This window comes from Parabacteroides sp. ZJ-118, assembly GCF_011038785.1.
Taxonomy (GTDB): Bacteria; Bacteroidota; Bacteroidia; order Bacteroidales; family Tannerellaceae; genus Parabacteroides.
On the sequence record NZ_JAAKDT010000041.1, the window covers coordinates 1 to 22,883 of the forward strand.

16 protein-coding genes are annotated in these 22,883 nt (G+C 46.2%); 10 read left to right on the top strand and 6 right to left on the bottom strand.

Annotated features, from left to right (window positions below; translation table 11 throughout):
* From G7Y39_RS10810 to G7Y39_RS10825, 4 genes are all read left to right on the top strand, one after another.
* Positions 1 to 550: type II toxin-antitoxin system HipA family toxin (locus tag G7Y39_RS10810; protein ID WP_165157485.1), on the top strand; the 550-nt coding region annotated here is incomplete at its 5' end.
* A 686-nt stretch (positions 551 to 1,236) separates the two neighbouring features.
* On the top strand, positions 1,237 to 2,061 hold the full coding sequence (locus tag G7Y39_RS10815; protein ID WP_165157486.1) for a Fic family protein: 825 nt from the start codon (positions 1,237 to 1,239) through the stop codon (positions 2,059 to 2,061).
* An 11-nt stretch (positions 2,062 to 2,072) separates the two neighbouring features.
* Positions 2,073 to 2,453, top strand: coding sequence for a hypothetical protein (locus tag G7Y39_RS10820; RefSeq protein WP_241160006.1), 381 nt, complete (start codon positions 2,073 to 2,075; stop codon positions 2,451 to 2,453).
* Positions 2,423 to 2,884, top strand: coding sequence for a Fic family protein (locus G7Y39_RS10825; protein WP_370520373.1), 462 nt, complete (start codon positions 2,423 to 2,425; stop codon positions 2,882 to 2,884). The genes G7Y39_RS10820 and G7Y39_RS10825 overlap by 31 nt, the downstream gene beginning before the upstream one ends.
* A 187-nt stretch (positions 2,885 to 3,071) precedes the next feature.
* Here G7Y39_RS10825 and G7Y39_RS10830 read toward each other — a convergent pair whose 3' ends face one another.
* Positions 3,072 to 4,199 (bottom strand): ATP-binding protein, encoded by a 1,128-nt coding sequence (locus G7Y39_RS10830; RefSeq protein WP_241160007.1) that lies wholly within the window; start codon positions 4,197 to 4,199, stop codon positions 3,072 to 3,074.
* 257 nt (positions 4,200 to 4,456) lie between these two features.
* Between G7Y39_RS10830 and G7Y39_RS10835 the strand changes: the two genes are divergently transcribed.
* Entirely contained in the window at positions 4,457 to 9,361 is a 4,905-nt protein-coding gene (locus tag G7Y39_RS10835) for a type ISP restriction/modification enzyme (protein WP_165157487.1), read from the top strand.
* 180 nt (positions 9,362 to 9,541) lie between these two features.
* Entirely contained in the window at positions 9,542 to 10,666 is a 1,125-nt protein-coding gene (locus tag G7Y39_RS10840) for an ATP-binding protein (RefSeq protein WP_165157488.1), read from the top strand.
* Positions 10,667 to 10,799: 133 nt separating this feature from the next.
* Here the strand turns inward: G7Y39_RS10840 and G7Y39_RS10845 are convergent, their stop codons facing one another.
* Positions 10,800 to 10,985: a hypothetical protein gene (locus G7Y39_RS10845; protein WP_165157489.1), complete on the bottom strand. Its 186-nt coding sequence runs from the start codon at positions 10,983 to 10,985 to the stop codon at positions 10,800 to 10,802.
* A gap of 238 nt (positions 10,986 to 11,223) precedes the next feature.
* Between G7Y39_RS10845 and G7Y39_RS10850 the strand changes: the two genes are divergently transcribed.
* A complete protein-coding gene (locus G7Y39_RS10850; protein WP_165157490.1) occupies positions 11,224 to 13,416 on the top strand; it encodes a glutamine synthetase III in 2,193 nt (730 codons plus the stop codon).
* Between the two features lie 63 nt (positions 13,417 to 13,479).
* Here G7Y39_RS10850 and G7Y39_RS10855 read toward each other — a convergent pair whose 3' ends face one another.
* Positions 13,480 to 14,367 (bottom strand): TIM barrel protein, encoded by an 888-nt coding sequence (locus G7Y39_RS10855; RefSeq protein WP_241160008.1) that lies wholly within the window; start codon positions 14,365 to 14,367, stop codon positions 13,480 to 13,482.
* A 74-nt stretch (positions 14,368 to 14,441) separates the two neighbouring features.
* Here G7Y39_RS10855 and G7Y39_RS10860 point away from each other — a divergent pair, with 74 nt between their 5' ends.
* Together G7Y39_RS10860 and G7Y39_RS10865 are read left to right on the top strand one after the other, a co-directional pair.
* Positions 14,442 to 15,770 (top strand): MATE family efflux transporter, encoded by a 1,329-nt coding sequence (locus tag G7Y39_RS10860; protein WP_165157491.1) that lies wholly within the window; start codon positions 14,442 to 14,444, stop codon positions 15,768 to 15,770.
* Between the two features lie 75 nt (positions 15,771 to 15,845).
* Positions 15,846 to 17,129, top strand: a complete 1,284-nt coding sequence (locus G7Y39_RS10865; protein ID WP_165157492.1) for an O-acetylhomoserine aminocarboxypropyltransferase/cysteine synthase family protein — start codon at positions 15,846 to 15,848, stop codon at positions 17,127 to 17,129.
* Positions 17,130 to 17,229: 100 nt separating this feature from the next.
* On the opposite strand, the gene G7Y39_RS10870 is transcribed toward G7Y39_RS10865, so the two are convergent.
* The 3 genes from G7Y39_RS10870 to G7Y39_RS10880 form a co-directional block, all read right to left on the bottom strand.
* A complete protein-coding gene (locus tag G7Y39_RS10870) occupies positions 17,230 to 18,384 on the bottom strand; it encodes a glycosyltransferase family protein (RefSeq protein WP_165157493.1) in 1,155 nt (384 codons plus the stop codon).
* Positions 18,381 to 19,151 (bottom strand): UDP-2,3-diacylglucosamine diphosphatase, encoded by a 771-nt coding sequence (locus G7Y39_RS10875; RefSeq protein WP_165157494.1) that lies wholly within the window; start codon positions 19,149 to 19,151, stop codon positions 18,381 to 18,383. The genes G7Y39_RS10870 and G7Y39_RS10875 overlap by 4 nt, the downstream gene beginning before the upstream one ends.
* Before the next feature lie 159 nt (positions 19,152 to 19,310).
* Positions 19,311 to 21,467, bottom strand: coding sequence for a translation factor GTPase family protein (locus G7Y39_RS10880; protein WP_165157495.1), 2,157 nt, complete (start codon positions 21,465 to 21,467; stop codon positions 19,311 to 19,313).
* Positions 21,468 to 21,658: 191 nt separating this feature from the next.
* Between G7Y39_RS10880 and hemW the strand changes: the two genes are divergently transcribed.
* Positions 21,659 to 22,786 (top strand): radical SAM family heme chaperone HemW, encoded by a 1,128-nt coding sequence (hemW, locus tag G7Y39_RS10885; RefSeq protein WP_165157496.1) that lies wholly within the window; start codon positions 21,659 to 21,661, stop codon positions 22,784 to 22,786.
* The last annotated feature ends 97 nt before the right edge of the window (positions 22,787 to 22,883 follow it).

Sequence of the window (22,883 nt, forward strand, 5' to 3'; positions counted from 1 at the left end):
GGGAGAGGATTATCATATACTGCTCTCAAAACGATTTGACCGAAACGAGACTGGAAAACGAATACATTTTGCATCGGCGTTGACTCTCCTCGGACTGACCGATGGCGACAACGCCTCAACCGGCTTTGGTTATCCCGATATTGTTGATTTCATTATCCGGCATGGAAGCAATGTCGAACAAAACTTAGAAGAACTGTATCGTCGAGTAGCTTTCTACATCATTGTCGGCAACTCAGATGACCACTTCCGCAATCATGGTTTCCTTCTGACGCGCAAAGGATGGGAGCTTTCCCCTGCATACGACATCAATCCGACCCTTTCAGAGAATCAAAGCCTGCTGATTAACCGCTCGACAAGCGAATCAGACCTGAATGTCCTCTTGGAATCAACTGGAGACTACATGCTATCTAAAGAAAAGGCTGCAATAATTATAGCCGAAGTAAAGTCAGCAATGAAATCATGGCGAAATGAAGCGCGAAGGCTCGGACTCCCTCAACGCGACATTGACTTGTTTGCTCATCGCTTTGACACGAGGCTATATCAGAATTAGTTAATCTATTATATTCGTATATTCAGAAAAACTAAGACAATGGAGATTTCTAACGAGTCAACCAAAATCAGGAGTACACATTCGCTCTTTTTCGCTCCGTATGAAAGGAGATCTGAAAGGAGGGAATACCCGTGTATGTTCATCTGTAAACGACTATATATCAACACTTCCAAACAGTCATGAAAGGATGAACGTAAAACTCGGCAAGCACATCCATGTAGCGATTTTTACAGGACGGTATGAACGGTAAGGCATGAAAGGGCGGTTGTTTCACCCGTGCAGTTTGGTCTCCGGGAATGCCACACCTTAGCCCTCTCCAAGTGTGGTATTTCCCCTCGCAAAGTGAGGCATTTTCCCTTGCGAAGTGTGGTATTTCCCCTTGCGAAGTGTGGCATTGGAATCGGTTTCTCCGTTCACTTCCTGCACCCTTACATTTGGCTATGCCCGAGTGCTCCCACAAAATCACCTCAATTTACCAAATCCGGTCCGTGTTGTTTGGTCGTTTAAAATACAAGTGGTAAATTTGCTTCTCAGATTATCAGTTATGACAAAGTATAAACAGCGTATCTCGGATAGAATATTAAGGCGCAAAGTGCTTGGTAGTTACTTCGCCTTCAACTAAAAGACGCAGAAACCCTGATGGCAGAACGAATGCAATATTATTTCTCCTAAAAAACAACAGCACAATGAAAGCGATAGATAAAAAGCTGATAGAGACCATCAAGCGATATACCGCTTCGGGGATTGAGCAGCAGGTGGATTATGAGAAATTCTACCTCTATTCGCTGATTACCCACTCCACCGCCATCGAAGGATCGACCGTTACCGAAGTCGAAAACCAACTGTTGTTTGACGAGGGGATTGCTGCCAAGGGCAAAAACCTCATGGAGCAGATGATGAATGTGGATCTGAAAGATGCTTATCTCTTTGGCTTTAAATGGACAAAGTCTGCCAAACCCTATACGGTCGAGTTCTTGTGTGAACTGTCTGCCAAGGTGATGCGGCGTACCGGTACGGAATATTCCACATTAGGCGGAACGTTCGACTCTTCCAAAGGAGAGTTACGCCTTTGCAATGTGAGTGCCGGCGTTGGAGGACGGAGTTATCTGGCTTTTCAAAAAGTGCCCAAGGCTACCGCAGAGTTCTGCGTGTGGCTGAACAAAGCATTGGCATCTGTCGATAAAGACGACATGGCAGCCTGTTATCGGCTGAGTTTTGAAGCCCATTTCCGATTGGTCACCATTCATCCGTGGGTGGACGGCAACGGTCGCACCACACGATTGCTGATGAACATGGTGCAACGGCAGTTGGGACTTATCCCGTCCATTGTTACGAAAGAGACAAAAGGAGAATACATACAAGCCTTGGCAGACAGCCGTGAAAATGAAGACAGCAACATTATTCAGGAAGTAATGATGGCGCAACATATCGCCAATCTGGAAAGCCGAATCTTACAGTATCAAAAGACAACCGATGATACTGCGAGTGATACGGTTATTGGGAATTTATAAAAGAGTGAGCCATGAGGAACTTCGACATCATAAAAGAGATTGACGGGCTGGGGAGAATCCATCGGTATTGTGCCACGGCAGAAGAATTTCAGGCGGTCAACCCGATGATTTCGACACAGCAAGCCCGCCTTGCATTGGAGACGATGGTAAAAACAGTTTACCGTTTGAAAGGATGGCAGACAGGAGAGCGTGCCTCGTTGCTTTCGCTCACCACCGACGAACGCTTTACGGCATTTATAAACAGTGAAGACCTGATGAAACGCATCCACTATGTGCGTAAAATCGGAAACAATGGTGCCGTCTTTCAATTGGAAAGAAAAGCGAGAAAGAATGGGTACTTCGCGGTGATACCGTATTCTATGTGTCTGCTCCCGACATTCGCGGAGCCGTAGAATATGACCTTGAACAAGAAAAGGCTTTTGATTATACCGGACTGGACATCAATCAAATTGTCAGCCATATCAGCCAATTCGTATCCGGGCTATGGCAGATTCATCCGTTTGGTGAAGGCAATACCCGGACAACAGCAGTATTTACCATCCAATATTTACGTTCGATGGGATTCAATGTCGAAAACGACCTTTTTGCCAATCATTCTTGGTATTTCCGTAATGCTTTGGTCAGAGCCAACTATCAAAACATACAAAAAGGGGTCAGAAGAGAGCCCGTGTATCTGGAGCGATTCTTTCGCAACCTGTTGATGGGAGAGAGCAATGAATTGAAGAATCGCCTTATGGTAGTCAATGCACCGGAAAGCATGGTTGCCTCCACCCCGACAAGCACCCCGACAAGCCTCGTCATCCCCGGCAGAAATATCTGTTGACGGTAAAAGGATTGGCTGTCTATAATTCAACCAATGCGACAATGTGATGGAAGAAATGAAAAAATTCTCAATTCCTATACTTATTTAAACTCTTGCGTGGCTTGTTCCGGCAAATCAAGAGGGTCAACTATGAAATAGAATTTAGCCTATTTATCTTTCTAGTTTAACCCTATTATTGTTCTATAAATCATATAGTAGTCAATAAACTCAAATCAATATCAGGAATGATAACGTCTGCAATCTTGTCCTCAATAAGAAATCCCATATAAAGCGGAATGGTGAGTATCTCTCCCTCACGCCCTACATTGTATTGTCCCAACTTGATAGCGTTATTGACATGATATACATCCTTATTTTTAAGAACCGTAGTCATGCTTTTTGCCTTTCCCGACTTTGCTTTGACCTCAAGAATAACACATTCACTTTTGAACCTTACTAAGAAGTCCAGTTCAAGCCCGCTATCCTTATGGAAGTAATAGAGCTTTTGTCCTGACTTGCATAAGAAATCAGCCATCAGATTCTCGAAGATCGCTCCCTTGTATCCCAAAAGATTACCCTTTAAAATATCTGCCTGCGTACCATAATCAAGCATTGCCATTAAAATGCCTATATCTGTGGTATATACCTTGAAACTGTCTTTGATGGAATTGCCCTCCAATGGCAGTTCCGTAATCTGTGTGTTATAGCACCTACGTACTATTCCTGCATCTTCTAACCATTGAATACTGCCCATATATTGTGAAGCCCTTCCTCCTTTCCTGACTACGGAATATTGGAATTTCTTGTTCTCTTTAGCTAATTGCGTTGGAACAGACTCAAAACATTCGTGTATACGAGGTTTGTCCGCATCATCCGCATATTTAACCATATCCTCCTCGTATTCGGCTATAAGGTTGCGCTGCACCTTATATATAAGTTCGATATTCTTCGTTTCAAGGAAGCAGTTCACCACTTCCTGCAGACCTCCGACAATGACATATCTGTACAACAGCTCCATCATTGCCTTGTGGATACCGTCAGGAACAGCCTTTTCGTTCTCGAAACATGATTTAATGGAATCAATGACCCTATCACTGATTCCGTTTGCCCATAAAAATTCCTCAAAATCCAACGGGTACATATCAATCACGGTCTCATACCCTACGGGGACAGAATCTTGTCCTTCCTCCTCTTCCTTCTTCTTCTTGCTTTTGCCGTACCCTTTCACTCCTAAAAGAGAACCTGTAGCAATGACATCGAAACGCCCGTCTATATGGAATGACTTCAAGTTACACTTTTCCCAGTGAATAATATTCAGCTTGACACACTTTTTCAAACGAATAAACCATGTATAGTTACGGTACTGTTCGCGTAGCTCTGCCTGCCGCCCGGGTGCCAGACCTTTGAGATTTCCACGGAAGTTTTAAACTGCGCCCTCATTTTCTCTTTATATAGCACATAATTTCATATCTTCGCAAACATATCGTGCGAGATAAAGCTAACAGACGGCAGCCCAGTTTGGAGGTCGCACGTTTGAGATAGCAACGATACTGAATATCGATGTAAAAGAACTGATAAATAACCATAAGTAGAATGGCAACTTTTTCTCAAATACTAAATAAGTTCCGAAAAGAGGCCCTTTCGGAGCGTGACAAAGGTTTTCGTTTTGAACGACTGATGCAAGCCTATCTCAAAACAACGCCTATCTATGAAAGTCTGTTTGAAACAATCTGGCTTTGGTCGGAGTTTCCATACAGAGAGCAATTCGGAGGAAAAGATATAGGAATAGATCTGGTTGCACTAACTTTCACCGGTGATTATTGGGCTGTTCAATGCAAATGTTTCGCGGAAGATAGTTATATCAATAAAGCGGATGTAGATTCTTTTCTTTCCACTTCGAGTAAAATGTTTGAAGTAGATGGAGAAACGACCTCTTTTGTTCAGCGTCTTTGGATTTCGACGACCAACAAATGGAACAGTGTCGCGGAACTGACAATCAAGAATCAAACCCCGCCAGTGGCCCGTTTAAACTTGATAGACCTTGAAGCCGATGAGATTGATTGGGAGCAACTTGAGAAAGGACTGTACGGTAGAGCATCACGCCCTAAGCCTTTTACCATCAAGGAGCATCAACAAAAAGCCATCGACAAGACCCACGAATACCTGAAAACACACGAACGTGGAAAATTAATCATGGCTTGCGGCACAGGAAAGACTTTTACCTCGCTTAAAATAGCGGAAAAAGAGACCGACAACAACGGACTTGTCCTTTTCCTTGTCCCTTCCATTGCCTTATTGGGACAAACCTTACGTTCTTGGACAGGGCAAGCCTCTGTCCCTATTCATGCAGTTTGTATTTGCTCCGACGGGCAAGTCTCCCGTCAGGAAATTAAGAACGATGACAATACGATAAGCGTGCTTGATTTGGCTTTGCCGGCTTCTACCGATACGGATTTTATTGTTCGCCAATTAAACAGTATCCGTCAACAGAAGCGACAAGGCATGACGGTTGTCTTTTCCACCTACCAATCCATTGAAGTCATTTCAAAGGCGCAAGCCCAAATGCTGGCACATACCAATAATGCATACGGAATATTCGACCTGATTATATGCGACGAAGCTCATCGCACTACCGGGGTTACCTTGAAAGGAATGGATGAAAGCGCCTTCGTCAAAGTGCATGACAATGAATTTATCCGGGCAAAACGCCGCATTTATATGACAGCTACCCCACGCCTCTATACGGATGAAGCCCGGAAAAAGGCGGATGAAAATAACGCTGTTCTCTGTTCGATGGATGACGTTTCGCTCTATGGCGATGAAATCTACCGTATCGGGTTTGGCGAAGCTGTGGAGAAGAACCTGTTGACTGATTATAAAGTTTTGATTCTCGCTGTAGGCGATAAGGACATAACTCCCGCCTTGCGGGAAGCTATCTCCAATGATGACGGAACGATTACGGTGGATGATGCCTCCAAATTCGTCGGCTGCATCAATGCCCTTTCCAAACGGGTATTGGGAGACGAAGGACTGATTAAGGCAGCCGACCCTCTGCCCATGCACCGAGCCGTGGCGTTCTGTTCCACGATCAAAGACTCCAAACTCACATCACGAGTATTTACGGAATGCAAGGATGCTTATATGGAGGACGTAAGCGAGGCGGACAAAAAGTTGATAGTGGATGTCGTTGCCCATCATGTAGACGGCACTATGTCTGCCACCCAACGCGATGCCGAATTGATGTGGCTGAAAGCGCAACCGGAGAATGAAGCGGAGTGCCGGATGCTGACCAATGCCCGTTGCCTGAGTGAAGGAGTGGATGTGCCGTCGTTGGATGCCGTGGTATTTGTTTCTCCCAAGAACTCACAGGTAGATGTGGTTCAGTCTGTGGGACGTGTCATGCGATTGAGCGAAGGCAAGAAATATGGTTACATCATCATCCCGGTAGTCATACCCGAAAATGTAGAAGGTGATGAAGTGCTTAGCAGACATCCCAATTTCAAAGTTGTCTGGACTGTATTGAATGCCTTGCGTGCCCACGACGACCGATTCAATGCCGAAGTAAACAAGATCGAACTTTCCAAGCAGCGCCCCAAGCATATTTTGTTTGGCGGTGTTCCTCACGATGGTGACAGCATAGACGATAGTTTGGCTGAATCAAAAGAAGAGAGAAAAGAGAGTGCGGCCGAACGGATGGCGCAACAACTTTCCCTTCAATTTGAAGATTTGCAGAATGTGTTCTATGCCAAGATGGTGACCAAGGTAGGCAGCAAACGCTACTGGGAATTATGGGCAAGAGACATCGCACAAATTGCCGAAGAGCATATCAAGCGCATACAGGAACTGATTGCCGACGAAGGCAAACACCGAAAAGCGTTTGAGCAATTAATGAAGGGATTGCGCAAGAACATCAATCCCAATCTCACGGAGCAGGAGACCATCGAAATGCTTTCGCAGCACATCATTGCCATGCCCGTATTTGAGGCATTGTTCGGAAACTATGAATTTGTGGGGAGCAATGCCGTTTCCAAATCCATGCAAAAGATGCTGGCGTTGCTGGATGATGAGACCAAGACGGAGGCAGAGCACGAGCGGCTGCAAAAGTTCTACGACTACGTGCGCACCACGGTGGGTGATATTGCCGATGCCGAAGGCCGCCAACGGTTGATTGTGGAACTTTACGACAAATTCTTCAAAGTAGCCTCCCCCAAGACAGTGGAAAAGTTAGGCATTGTTTATACGCCGGTAGAAGTGGTGGATTTTATCATACAGTCCGTAGCCTCCATTTTGGAAAAAGAGTTCGGGCGGACACTGAGCGATGAGAATGTGCATATCCTCGATCCGTTTACCGGCACCGGCACGTTCATCACCCGTCTGCTGCAAAGCGGTCTGATATGCAAAGAAGACATGCAGCGCAAGTATCATCACGAGATCCATGCCAACGAAATCGTCCTGATGGCATACTATATCGCCTCGGTCAATATAGAAAATGTATTCCATGACTTGATGCAGGATGAGGAGTACAAATCTTTCGAAGGCATTTGCCTCACCGATACGTTTCAATTAGGAGAACAGGCCTCCGAAGAAAACCTGTATTCTGAACAATTCCCGACAAATTCCAAGCGCGTCATCGAACAAAAGAAGAAGCCCATAACCGTCATTATCGGTAATCCGCCCTATTCCGTCGGGCAGAAATCTGCCAATGATAATGTGCAGAATCAAAAGTATCCTATATTAGAAAAGCGCATCGAAAAAACGTATGCTGACAGTAGTAGTGCAACTTCTGTAAAAGCATTATACGATAGCTATATTAAAGCATTCCGATGGGCTTCTGATAGAATTAAGCCAAGCGAAGGAGGGATTATTGCATTCGTCTCAAATAGTGGCTGGTTGGATGGAAATGGCATGGATGGCATGCGTAAATGCTTTGAACAAGAATTTTCTTCTATCTATGTATTCAATTTACGAGGGAACCAACGGACCAGCGGAGAATTATCCCGTAAAGAAGGAGGTAAAATCTTTGGTTCTGGTTCTCGCACTCCGATAGCCATAACGATATTGGTGAAAAAGAAAAAAGAATCTGCCGGAAAAGCAAAGATATTCTATCATGATATCGGGGATTATTTAAGCCGTGAAGACAAACTGAATATCATCAAGAGGTTCGGATGCATAGGACGCATTCCTTGGACGATTATTGAACCCAACGAACATGGTGACTGGATTAATCACAGAAATGAGAGGTTTAAATTGTTTACGCCTATCGAACCGGAAAAGAAGTTTACCAAAGGACAAAAAGCGTTTTTTGAAACATATTCATTAGGACTTGCTACGGGGAGAGATGATTGGGCTTATAATTATTCAAAACAAGACTTAAAAGAGAACTGCCATAAAATGGCACTCAACTATAATTCAGAATTAGAACGATATAGGACAGAACACCCTAAACTTGAAAATATAGAAAGTTGGATTGATTCCGACCCTCATAAGATAAGCTGGAATAGAAATCTGAAGCAAATGTTACTCAAAAGTTCTCTCCTCATTATAAAAGAGGAAGGTTTTACTATAGGGACATATCGGCCTTATGTAAAGCAACATTTGTATTTTGAAAGGGATTTCAATGCTATGCTATATCAAAACTTACGCCTTTTCCCCACTCCGGAATACAAGAATTTGGTGATATGTGTGTCCGGTGTTGGAGCAAGCAAAGATTTCTCTGCTTTAATAACTGATTGCATTCCAGATTTACAGATGCAATTCAATGGACAATGTTTCCCCCTCTATTGGTACGACGATAGCGCATCAAACATAGCCGACCTGTTCAACCAAGGTTCAGCAAAGCCGATAGACCGCTACGTACGCAAAGACGGAGTAACCGACTGGATTCTTAGTACGGCACGAAAGCAATACGGATATAAAGTGACGAAAGAAGATATATTCTATTACGTATATGGAATCCTCCATTCGCCCGACTACCGTACTACCTTTGCCACCGACTTAAAGAAGTCATTGCCTCGTCTGCCCTTGGTGGAAAGAGCAGAAGATTTTTGGGCGTTTAGCAAAACCGGTCGCGAGCTTGCCGAACTGCACCTGAACTACGAGACCATAGAACCCTACAAAGGTTGCATCGTGCAGTTTGGCGCATACACAAACAAAGGCGAAGCCATCAATTACCACGTGGAAAAGATGCGCTTTGCTAAGAAAGAGAGCAAGACCGCAGACAAGAGCATCATCCATTATAACGAGGGGATTACCATAGAAAACATCCCTGCCGAAGCCTACGAATATGTAGTAAACGGCAAGTCTGCCATCGAGTGGATTATGGAACGCTACGCCATAACAACCGACAAGAAAAGCGGCATCCCCAACGACCCCAACGATTGGGCACGCGAGCACAACGACGAAAAATACATCTTCAATCTCCTGTTGCGCGTCATCAATGTATCGGTGCAAACAGTGGAGATAGTGAAAGAATTACCGAAATTAGAGTTTGAGGAGTAAAAAATATGGATAAAAAATAATAATAAGATATCTCACCAAAGATATAGCACAGGGTTTCTATGTGTATTGGGTGTATTTGCTTATATCGAACTCACATTATTTAGCAGATTTCTTGGTTATTCTGGAATTTGTTGTGATATTTGCGTTACGATAATTACGCAACGTTAAAATGACAATGCAATGAGGCCGAATAATCCTTTTTTGATTGCCGGGTATCATAGTCCGGAGTTTTTCTGCGATCGTGAGATGGAAACAGCGACAATTCTCGATGCGCTTTATAATGGGCGTAATATTACACTGATCGCTCCGCGCCGTATGGGCAAGACCGGTTTGATTCGTCATGCTTTTTACCGTCTGAAAGGAGAAGAGCCGGATATTGTCACCATCTATATGGATATATATCCCACACAGTCATTAGGAGATTTTGTGCGTTTGTTTGCCAATGCTGTATTGGGGAAGTTGGATACAGTACCTCAAAAAGCATTGAGCCGTATCCGGCAGTTTATTCGCAGTTGTCGCCCGGTATTCACCCTTGACGAATTGACAGGCGTTCCCAAAGTAACGATAGATGTTGCTCCTGCGGAAGAAGAGGCCACGCTGAAAGAGATATTCGACTATCTCGGCTCTTCGGAGAAACGATGCTATATTGCCATTGATGAATTCCAGCAGATTGCTGAATATCCTGAAAAGGGCGTGGAAGCACTGTTGCGTTCATATATTCAGTTTGTGCCTAATGTCAATTTCATTTTTGCCGGCAGTAAGCAGCACGTGATGCAGGAGATGTTCACGTCGTCAAAGAAACCGTTTTACCAGAGTACGCAATTGCTTACTATCGGGGCTATCGACCGGGACAAGTATGCCGATTTTGCAACGGGACATTTTTTAGAGCACAATTTACAACTGCCACTGGAGGTTTTTGAGGCGATTTACGACAAGTTTGAAGGTCACACATGGTATATTCAGAATCTTCTCAACCGTCTATATGGTTATAATCGGCATGTGGATGAGGAACTGGTCGCATATGCGGTACAGCAGATTGTTTCTGAACAAAGTTATTCGTATGCGGACTTATTGAAAGCATATTCACCAGGTCATGTCCGTCTTTTGAAAGCCATCGCCCAAGAGGGCTGTGTCAAAGAGGTGCTGGCTGGGGATTTTATCAGCAAACACAGACTCCGTGCGGCGAGCAGTGTCAGAGCCTCATTGAAAAAATTGCTTGACAACGAACTGGTCTATCAAACTTCTTGCGGTTATATAATATACGACCGCTTTCTGGGGGAGTGGTTGCGGAATCAGGTGTTCTGATTGTTTTCGATATTTGTAGACCGAAGAAATAATAACAATAGTTCGTTAAAAAAGCAGCTTAAGTTTCGCAAGTGAATTCCTTGTCTATGTGCCAGGTGTACATCCCGGCAGCACCGTCCGGCTTTTGCGCCCATCAATACTTCGTGAAGTGGTACTGTTTGCGTAGCTCTGCCTGCCGCTCGGGTACCAGACCTTTAAAGTAGCCCTTCCAACCCGGGCAGAAGTTGATGTGCCAGCGCCAGATGCGCCCCCATACCGATTTGGGGGCACGGTCGTATTTCGCCCTGAGCGGGCAGCTTTCGCAGTTGTTTTTTTCCATTATAAAACATTTTATTGGTTAGACAAGTTCCATCCCGACGGATTTGCGACATTGATAATAGTAGAACCATTACAAGCGCAAAGGTAAGTTATTTCATTAAACTCACCAAGTTTCTTTTCAGATTTGAATTTAGTCCGATGGACCTGCGGGGAGTGCGCCAAAAAACTTCCGCCCTTTTTATTCGGCTTTTCCGTTTTTACCGTACATTCGCGTCGTAAACACATAAAACAATTCAACAATGTCAATCTCACGCTTTAATGCAGTGGAGAAGGCATCCAACCGAAAGGCCGTGGAAGCCGTTACTCTCGAACACAAAGTATCTGAGTACTATGGCGAGAATGTCTTCAACCGAAAGGCGATGCAGAAATATCTCTCCAAGGAAACGTACAAAGCCTTGACCCACGCCATTGACAATGGCATACCTATCGACCGGGAAATCGCCAATCATGTGGCAGCCGGCATGCGTATGTGGGCATTGGAAAAAGGGGTCACTCATTACACCCACTGGTTTCAACCGCTTACCGATGGTACTGCCGAGAAACATGACGCTTTTGTGGAACACGATGGCAACGGTGGCATGATCGAGGAGTTCAGCGGCAAGTTGCTCGTCCAGCAAGAACCGGATGCCTCCAGTTTCCCGAACGGTGGACTTCGCAATACCTTCGAGGCCCGCGGCTACTCCGCTTGGGACCCTTCCTCTCCCGCTTTTATCGTAGATGACACACTTTGTATCCCAACCGTATTTATCGCTTATACCGGTGAAGCGCTAGATTATAAGACCCCGCTGATCCGCTCTATCGAGGTATTGGGAGAAGCCGCCAAAGAGGTATACCAGTATTTCGATGAGGATGTCAATAAGATAATTACTTACCTAGGCTGGGAACAGGAATATTTCCTTGTTGACGAGGACTTGTATTCCGCTCGTCCGGACCTCTCACTCACCGAGCGTACCTTGCTCGGACATGAGAGTGCGAAGAACCAACAATTAGACGACCACTATTTTGGTGCCATCCCCTCTCGTGTGCAAGAATTCATGAAAGACTTGGAAACCGAATGCTACAAATTGGGAATCCCGGTAAAGACCCGCCATAACGAGGTAGCCCCCAACCAGTTCGAGCTAGCTCCTATTTACGAGGAATGTAACCTGGCCAACGACCATAACCAATTATTGATGTCGGTCATGAAACGTGTCTCCCGCCGTCATAATTTCCGTGTATTATTGCACGAGAAACCTTTCAACGGGGTAAACGGTTCCGGTAAACATTGTAACTGGTCTATGGGAACGGACAAGGGCATAAATTTATTCTCTCCGGGTAAGGACCGTGAGGATAATCTACGCTTCATCACTTTCGTGGTGAACACCATCATGGCCGTTTATAAATACAACGCCTTATTAAAAGCGAGTATCGCTTCCGCCACGAACGCACACCGCCTAGGCGCGAACGAAGCACCTCCCGCTATCATCTCCACTTTCCTCGGGACGCAAATCAGCGATATCTTGGATAAGTTCGAGAATAGTTCTATTGAGGACGCTATCGAGGTAGACGATAAAAAGGGTTTGCATCTTGGCTTCGGGCAGATCCCCGAACTGCTGTTGGACAATACGGATCGTAACCGTACCTCTCCTTTCGCTTTCACCGGAAACCGTTTTGAGTTCCGTGCCCCGGGCTCTTCCGTGAACTGCGGATCGGCTATGTTGGCATTGAATTCCGCCGTAGCCTATCAATTGCGACAATTCAAGAAGGACGTAGAGACTTTACAAGCGGAAGGGAAAAGCAAAGAAGTAGCGATCTTCAAGGTATTGAAAGCCTATATCAAGGAATCCAAGCCGATCCGTTTCGACGGGAACGGTTATTCGGACGAATGGAAAAAGGAGGCCGCCAAGCGAGGTCTGGATTGTCAAAACAGTGTTCCCTTGCAATATGACGCTTATCTTAAACCGGAGTCGATCGAGATGTTCACATCTACCGGCGTACTTACCCGGAAAGAATTGGAAGCACGTAATGAAGTAAAATGGGAAGTCTATATCAAAAAGATACAGATCGAGGCTCGTGTATTAGGAGATCTATCCTTGAATCATATCATCCCAGTAGCCGTTCGTTACCAGAGTGTATTGCTGGATAATATAGCGAAGCTGAAAGAGACATTCGGAGACGAACCGGAATTTCACGACATGTCAGAAGAGCCCCGTCGCTTGGTTCGTAAGATAGCCGGACATATCTGTGCCGTGACCAAGAAAGTGGATGAGATGGTAGAGGCCCGCAAGAAAGCGAACCGCTTGACCGATATGCGGGAAAAGGCGATCGCTTACCATGACTCGGTAGCCCCTTATTTGGACGAGATCCGTGACCATATCGATGATCTGGAACTGATGGTAGACAACCAAATGTGGCCGTTGCCGAAGTATCGGGAACTCCTGTTTATCCGTTAAGAAATAACGATATAGGCGCAGCCTTACACCGATATAGGCATAAGGCAACGCCTATATTCCTGTTTACCACTTCACATAAGAAGCATTCATCAAGAAGTCGTAATCATGTTTCATCGCTTGCAACGGTGTCATATTATAACGCTCTTGCTCGATGAAGTAATCCTCTAATCCGGCCTTCTCCGCCACAGCGAATAAGGACTTGAAGTCTACGATTCCGGCGCCCATCTCCGTGCTACCCTTTCCATCCGCGTTCGCGTCTTTCAAGTGCCAGTTGGCGAAACGACCGGGATAACGGTTCACGTAATCATGGCATTTAAAACCGCCATACACTAATTGAGCCGTATCGATCTGGAAAGTAACCAACCCTTTATCCGTATTCTCGATCATCACGTCGAACGGGATCTTCCCTTCCAACTCATGGAATTCATCCACATGGTTATGGAAAGCGAAACGCAACCCATTCGCCTTCGCGATCTCACCACATTTATTAAATTGATCCGCCAAGCGCTTCACGTCCGAAAGGCTCTTGATATCTGTGGAGGGATAACCCGCCTGAACAATCCATTTACAGCCTACCTCTGCCGTATCGGCGGCATTCTTTTTCCAGAAGTCCCAGCCTTTGGCATCACCCTCCGCCAGCAAACCGCTTCCGGTATGGGAACCTATCATACGGGCACCCAGATCCGCCAGATATTTCTTCATCTCGGCCGGGGATTTCCCGTAAAACTTCCCATCCCGATAACCGGCGGCTTCCATCCGTTTATAACCGATATCCACCAAAGCTTTCATCGTACCATCAAAATCTGTTTTCAAGTCATCCCGCACACTATACAATTGCACACCTATCGCTTTCCCTTTCTTTGCCAAGATAGAGGCAAAGCCATTCGGTACGACACTCAGCGCGGCCACGGCGGCACCTGCTTTCAAAAAATTCCGTCTCGTTATCATCATACTATTCTTTACTGTTAACGTCGCTAAAGGTAGCAAAATTATTTCTACTTTCGCACACGATTAAACAAACGATCATGCAAGGAACGAAAAATCTGACCGAAGGGGTCATCTCCCGGCAACTATTCAATCTGGCGATGCCGATCATGGGTACCTCATTCATCCAAATGGCCTATAGCATCACCGACATGGCTTGGGTAGGCCGGTTGGGAAGCGAGGCCGTAGCCGCTATCGGTGCCGTTGGTATCCTTACTTGGATGACGAACTCGATTTCTTACTTGAATAAAGTAGGCTCGGAGGTGAGTGTCGGACAAAGTATCGGGGCGCAAAACGTGGAAGATGCCCAAGGATTCGCTTCCCATAACCTAACGATCGCCTTGATCCTCTCGCTTTGTTGGGGATTCTTGTTATTCGTTCTCGCTCATCCGATTATCGGCTTCTACAAACTGGAAGCGCCGATCGCATTGAACGCTGCGGAATATTTGCGAATCGTCGCTTCCGCATTCCCGTTTATTTTCCTATCGGCTGCGTTTACCGGGATTCATAACGCGGCGGGATTGAGCAAGGTCCCATTTTATATTAGCGGGACAGGTCTTTTATTGAATATGGCGTTAGACCCTTTGTTTATACTCGGCTTCCATTTGGGTACGACAGGCGCGGCTTGGGCTACGTGGATCTCCCAAGCGGTGGTTTGCGGATTATTCGCCTATCAGCTAACGTTCCGGAATAAATTGTTCGGAGGATTCCCGTTCTTTGTCCGTTTAAAGGGACGATACACCAAGCGGATCTTCCAATTAGGCCTGCCGGTGGCGTTATTAAATACATTCTTCGCGATCATCAATCTTTTTATGGCTCGTACAGCTTCCACCTACGGAGGGCATATCGGTTTGATGACACTTACGGCAGGCGGACAAATGGAGGCGATCGCATGGAACACCTCTCAAGGCTTCAGTACGGCCCTCTCCGCTTTCACTGCCCAGAACTACGCCGCACACAAAAAAGAACGTATCTTGACCGCTTATCATACGACGCTTAAAATGACTTCGATCATCGGTGTACTCTGCACGTTGCTATTTGTCTTTTACGGTAGCGAGGTTTTCTCGCTGATCGTGCCGGAGCAAGCCGCTTACGAGTCTGGTGGCCTGTTTCTCCGGATCGATGGTTATTCGATGATCCTCATGATGTTGGAAATTACTACGCAAGGCATGTTCTACGGTACTGGCCGAACGGTTCCACCGGCGATCATCAGTATCTCGTGTAACACCCTGCGCATACCTTTGGCCATCGGGCTGGCCGCGGCGGGACTAGGTATTACGGGGGTTTGGTGGGCGATCAGCATTTCCAGCATGCTAAAAGGTATTATCGCTTTCATCTGGTTCAGTATCTTACAGAAGAAGATCTTGTAAGCGTAAGCGGAACAAATCTTACCGATTTTTCCGTACATTCGCGACCAAAATGACATTCAATAAAAAACAACCTATATGGATAACAAATTCAAACCGGAGACCCTGTGCGTACAGGCCGGTTGGCAACCCAAGAAAGGAGACCCCCGTGTCCTCCCGATCTATCAAAGCACGACATTCAAGTATGAGACGAGTGAGCAGATGGCCAAATTGTTCGATTTAGAGGAAAGCGGTTATTTCTATACCCGCCTGCAAAACCCGACAAACGAGGCTGTAGCCGCCAAGATCGCGGCATTGGAAGGTGGCGTGGCCGCTATGCTGACCTCATCCGGGCAGGCCGCCAGCTTTTTCGCTTTCTTCAATATTTGCGAGGCCGGCGACCATATCGTAAGCGCGACCAGCATTTACGGCGGCACTTACAATCTATTGGCCGTTACCTTGAAAAAGCTGGGAATCGAATGCACATTCGTTGATCAAGACGCAAGCGAGGAAGAGATCTCCGAGGCTTTCCGCCCGAATACAAAAGCGATGTTCGGCGAGATGATCTCCAATCCGGGCGTTATGGTATTGGATGTGGAGAAGTTTGCCCGCATCGCCCATAATCATGGAGTACCCTTGATCGTCGATAATACGTTCGCCACACCGATCAATTGCCGTCCGTTCGAATGGGGAGCGGATATCGTTACGCACTCCACGACTAAATATATGGATGGCCATGCCACGAGCGTAGGCGGTTGTATCGTGGATAGCGGCAATTTCGATTGGGAAGCGCATGCCGGGAAGTTCCCGGGGCTTTGCCAACCGGATCCTTCTTACCACGGATTGACCTATACCAAGGCATTCGGGAAATTAGCATTCATCACGAAAGCGACCAGCCAACTAATGCGCGACCTTGGGGCGATCCAATCCCCGCAAAACGCATTCCTCTTGAATCTAGGGTTGGAGACCTTGCACCTTCGCGTACCGCGGCATTGCAAAAACGCCTTGGCGGTAGCGCAATGGCTACAGAAATGCGATAAGATAGCGTGGGTACACTATCCGGAATTGGAAGGCAATCCGTACCATGAACTCGCCAAGAAGTATTTGCCGAATGGCTCTTGCGGCGTATTATCCTTTGGGTTGAAAGGAGGACGCGAGGTGGCGATCAAGTTTATGGATAGCTTGAAACTCGCGGCTATCGTAACTCACGTAGCGGATGCCCGTACTTGCGTGCTTCATCCGGCCAGCCATACGCACCGCCAGCTGAGCGACGAGCAATTGATAGAGGCAGGCGTAGCTCCGGACTTGATCCGCTTCTCTGTAGGTATCGAGAACGCGGACGATATCATCGCCGATATCGAGCAAGCGTTGAATCACTTATAGACCTCGCTGTTGACATTTATCGTGGCAAAGTCTTGTCATATATATGGCAAAATTTTGTCACGATAATGGCTATACATTATACTTCGTACCAATAGAATTCCTAGATAGGCAGGAATCTCCCCAGACGTGCCACCCAATTTGTCGTGATCCGCCCTAGGCTCGTTACCGGATGTTCCTCACGCAACAAATCCTCACGGAACTCGCGAAGAATAAGCCAATCCGCCTGTTTCACCCAATGCCGGAAGAGCGGATTTCCCGTATGATTTTCCGAAATGGATAATAACGCGTCTAGATCAAAACGATCAGCGACAACGCCCGCACCCGATAAAGAGGCATCGTAAGCATTGCAAGCTTGCTCAATATGTGTAGGAACCATCAATACAGGTTTATTCAGATACATCGCCTCACAAACAGATTCGAACCCGGCGGTCGTAGCATAAGCCTTCGCCCCCGACATATAGCGCAGAAACAGTGTATCATCCAGTTGATGAAAAGAAAGGCAATCGTCTATTCTCACCTCGGCCCGTTGCTCCTTCTTATCCCAAAAGAAATGCATCGGAACCGAAGGATGGCGGGAATGCCAAGAACAGATCTCCTCACTAAACCCGCTATTTAATAAATAACCATGCAAATAGCCGCCGTTCGAAGGAACCATATCCAAGACCTCTTGCCTTAATAAAGGAGGGACCACGACTATCCCTTCCAATGGCACCTCACGCATCTTCCGGAAAGACAAGGCTAATTTTTTGACGGAGCCTATCGCCGTCAATCTCGTGAAAAGCCGTAGCGATGCCAACGACAATGAGTCCCGCTTTGGGAAAGCGAAGTCCGGATGCAAGAAAAGGTATTGATGGGCGATACATACCATCGTCGCTTTCGGACGGAAAAGCAAGTAAGTCAGCCCCGTCAGCAGCTCGTAGAAATTCACGACAACATCCGCGTCCGTCTGCCGAATCATCCGATCGATATAACGGATACTTCCCATGTATTTGTGCAGACGCAGTACGTTATATAGTACGCTACGCATCAATTTCACTTGTTTATTCTTGGCCGTCGGTAAAAAATTCGGACTTTCAAACGGATATACCGGAGATTGTATCTTATTCAAGAAGAAATCCGGCAAATGGCGAGCCGGGCTCTTCCCTACCAACACACCAACGATCTCATGTCCTTCAGCCATCAATTTCTGGCGTAAGGACAACGCTTGGGTCAAGTGCCCACGACCCTCACCTTGTATGATAAACAGGATTTTCATACGGCATCCGCATACAGTTGTACATTATTATATGTAACAATATTCCACTCTCCTTGTTCATCCTCCACGAGAGCGGTCATGCTTTCCACCCAATCACCGGAATTTAGATAATGCACATTACCATACCATACGTTCGCCGCTTGATGAATATGACCGCAAATAATCCCATCCAAATGCTTGGCCTCCGCCAAGCGTACCAGCTCTTTCTCAAACGCCGAGATATAAGAGACCGCGCTTTTCACCCGGTGTTTCACCTCTTGAGATAAAGAGAAATACGGTTTTCCTTGCCGCTCTCGACGATGGTTGTAGACCTTATTCAACCACAATAGAAAAGTATATCCCACATCCCCGAGCATGGCAAGCCAACGCATATGGGTCGTAACCGTATCGAAAATATCGCCATGTGTCACGAAGTAGCGTTTTCCCAGCCTCGTCTCCAGTAAATAATCCTTTACGATCGATATATTGGAGAACTTAAAAGGAGCCAGGCTGTCGAGAAAATCATCATGGTTCCCCACCACATAGACAATCTCCGTACCCCTTTTCTCCATCATCTTCATCAATACCTTAAAGAAATCGGTATGCTTTTGTTTCCAGCGTTTACCGGATTTCTTCAATTGCCAGCCATCGATGATATCACCATTCAGGATCAATCGATCGCAATCTACGTGCTTGAGAAAATGGGTGACCTCCTCCGTCCGGGAGTGCTCCGATCCCAGATGGATATCCGAGAGGACAATAGTCGGATAGTACTTTCTTAATATCATCTTTTCCTTGTTTAAGATGATACAAAAGAATACCTTCGGCATTACAAGTTCACGACAACCCGGTGAAAAAGATATAACAAAAAGGCCAGCTCTTCACAAAGCCGGCCTTCTCTCATTTAACTTTAAATATTAAAAAATTATGATGACACTTTACTTTACCTATTCTTCTGATTGAGTAGCCTCGTAAGCCTTTAACAACTTCTCTTGTACATCGGCAGGAACTAACTCGTAACTGGCGAACTTCATCGTAAACGAAGCACGTCCGCCCGTAATGGAGCTTAATGAAGTGGAATAGTTAGACATCTCTTTCAAAGGAACTTTCGCCAATAATTTCTCAAATCCCTTCTCGCTATTCATACCCATAATCAAGGCACGACGTCCTTGCAAGTCGCTCATCACATCGCCCAGATAATCGGCAGGTACGGCAACCTCGACATCGTAAACAGGCTCCAAGATCTTAGGACCGGCCTCTTTGAAAGCGGTACTGAAAGCATTACGTCCGGCAAGCATGAAAGAGATTTCATTACTGTCTACCGGGTGCATCTTACCATCATATACGCAGATACGTACGTCACGAGCATACGAACCAGTCAAGGGTCCTTGCTCCATCCGTCCCATAATACCTTTCAGGATAGCCGGTAAGAAACGAGCGTCGATAGCACCACCAACGATACAGTTTACGAACACGACCTTACCACCCCAATCCAAATCAATCATCTGAGTATCACGAACATTCATCTTATACTCCTGCCCACCGAAACGATAGGTATCCGGAGCGGGCATACCCTCATAATAAGGCTCGATAATCAAGTGAACCTCACCGAACTGACCCGCGCCACCGGATTGTTTCTTATGGCGGTAATCCGCACGAGCCGCTTTCGTGATCGTCTCACGATACGGAATCTTCGGCTCCAGATATTCGATCGGCAATTTATCATTATTCTCGATTCTCCATTTCAATGTACGAAGGTGGAACTCACCTTGGCCGGAGACGATTGTCTGCTTCAATTCCTTGGACTGCTCAATCACCCATGTCGGGTCTTCCTCACGCATACGTACCAAGATTTCCATCATCTTCTCGGCGTCAGCCTCATTAACGGGCTTGATAGCACGACGATATTTCGGATCCGGATATTTAATGAAGTCGAAACGGTAATCACAACCCTTTCCGTTCAATGTATTACCCCGGCGAACATCCTTTAATTTAACAGTCGCTCCGATATCACCCGCCACCATTTCCGCAACCGGGGTACGAGTTTGTCCGGCTACCGCGAATAACTGCGTGAAACGCTCCTTGGAACCACGATCGGCATTCATCAAGTCGTCACCTTCTTTTATTTTTCCTGATATCACCTTAAAATAGGAAACCTGACCGATATGAGGTTCCACGGTAGTCTTGAAGAAGAACAAGCTGGTAGGGCCATTCGAGTCCGGGGTCACCTCCACGCCTTCCGTAGTAACCAGACGAGGCATCTTGTCGGTACAAGGAACCACGTTACCCAAGAACTCCAACGTACGACGAACGCACATATCACGACCGGCACATACGCAGAATACCGGGAACATACCGCGAGTAACCAAGCCCGCACGGATGCCGGCACGCATATCGTCCTCGCTCAACGCGCCCTCCTCGAAGAATTTCTCCATCAACATATCGTCGTTCTCAGCGGCGGCTTCCACCAAGGCTTGATGTAACTCCATCGCCTTATCCATTTCCTCCGCCGGGATTTCCAATACATCGGGGACTCCTCCTTCGGGTTTCCAACGATACATCTTCATTTTTAGCACATCCACCACGGCATTGAAAGAAGAGCCGCAGCTAATCGGATATTGGATAGGAACGACCTTACTGCCCCAACGATCTTTCAACTGGGCGATGGTTCCCTCATAGTCAGCTTTATCATTATCAAGCTGGTTGACAACGAAAACCACCGGTTTATGGAATTGTTCAGTATACCGGAACTGGTTAACGGTTCCGACCTCAACACCATACTGGGCATTCAACACCATCAGCGCCGTATCCGTGACATTCAGAGCGGAGACAGCTCCTCCCACGAAATCATCCGAACCCGGACAATCGATGAAATTTAGCTTCCGATCCTGCCATTCTACACTGAAAACGGTTGAGAACACCGAGTATCCATACTCTTTCTCAACCGGGAAATAGTCAGACACCGTATTCCCTGCCTCAACGGAGCCGCGACGTTTTATAACTCCACCCTCGTAAAGCATAGCCTCAGCGAGAGTGGTTTTCCCAGAGCCCGAACTTCCCAAGATAGAGATGTTCTTAATTTCATTTGTTTGGTATACTTTCATGATATCAGGATTTATTTAAGTTTAACAATACGTTTATTTAGCGTGAATCACTTCCACGAGGGCGCAAATTAGAGATTGTAAAGGAAAAAAGCAATTATTGTCCGGTGTTTGAGAACTATGTTGTGCAGCAGCAGTATTTTTTTGGATTAAAAAACCTATCTTCGCGTAGAGGTTTAATTGTGTCCATACAGATGGCAGGCTTATACATCCACGTTCCTTTTTGCGCCAAGCGGTGTCTATACTGTGACTTTTTTTCCAATACGGAAACAAAGTATAAAGAGCCGTATATAAACGCACTTACAAAAGAGCTGGAAGCGCGGAGGGGATATATAGGGAACGAAGTGGTAGAAACCATTTATTTCGGGGGCGGTACACCTTCCCAATTGGATGAGAAGGATTTCGGCAAGATATTTGAAGCCATCTACCGTCATTTTGATGTAGCCGGGCAAGCGGAGATTACCTTAGAGGCGAATCCGGACGACATGAAGCGGGAATATGTATCGCTTCTCCGTAATTATCCTTTTAACCGGGTCAGCATGGGCGTACAGAGTTTTCATCCGGAAGATTTGCGTTTTCTGAATCGTCGTCATGACCGGGAACAAGCGATTCAAGCGGTAGGACTATGCCAGGAATATGGGATTACAAATATCAGTATCGATTTGATCTACGGACTTCCCAACCAAACGAAGCAAGCATGGGAAGAAAATTTGCGACAAGCGATCCGGTTGAATGTCCCCCATCTTTCCGCCTACCACCTCATTTACGAGGAAGGTACCGCACTCTATAAATTGATGGAGGCGGGGAAAGTGACTCCTGTAGACGAGGAGTTAAGCGTCTCGTTCTTTTCCACATTAATGGATCGGCTGGCAGAAGCGGGCTATTTGCATTACGAGATCTCTAATTTCGCCCGTCCCGGGTTCTTCTCCAAGCACAACAGCTCCTACTGGACCGGGAAGAAATATCTGGGCCTCGGCCCTTCCGCCCATTCTTATAACGGGATAGAGCGGGAATGGAATCCATCTTCTCTACCTATATATATAGAAGGTATAGAAAATGGGCATCCGGCAATAGAATCCGAGGATTTAGATCTATACACCCGGTACAACGACTTCATCATCACCGGCCTTCGGACCATGTGGGGAGTCTCTTTCGCTGATATCCGGACAAAATTTGGCAGCAAGCTCCTTTCTTATTGTCAAAAGCAAGCTCAACCCCATATCGACCAAGGTCTCTTACGACAAACCGGTGACAAATTGATTTTATCCACGTCAGGAATCTTCGTTTCCGACGGAATCATGAGTGATCTACTTTGGGTATAAAAATTAACAAAACCACCACTTTTCCCAACAAACCTTTTCGTTAAAAGTACATTTCCTGCACATTTTCACGATTTTTGAGAAATAAAACGATACATAT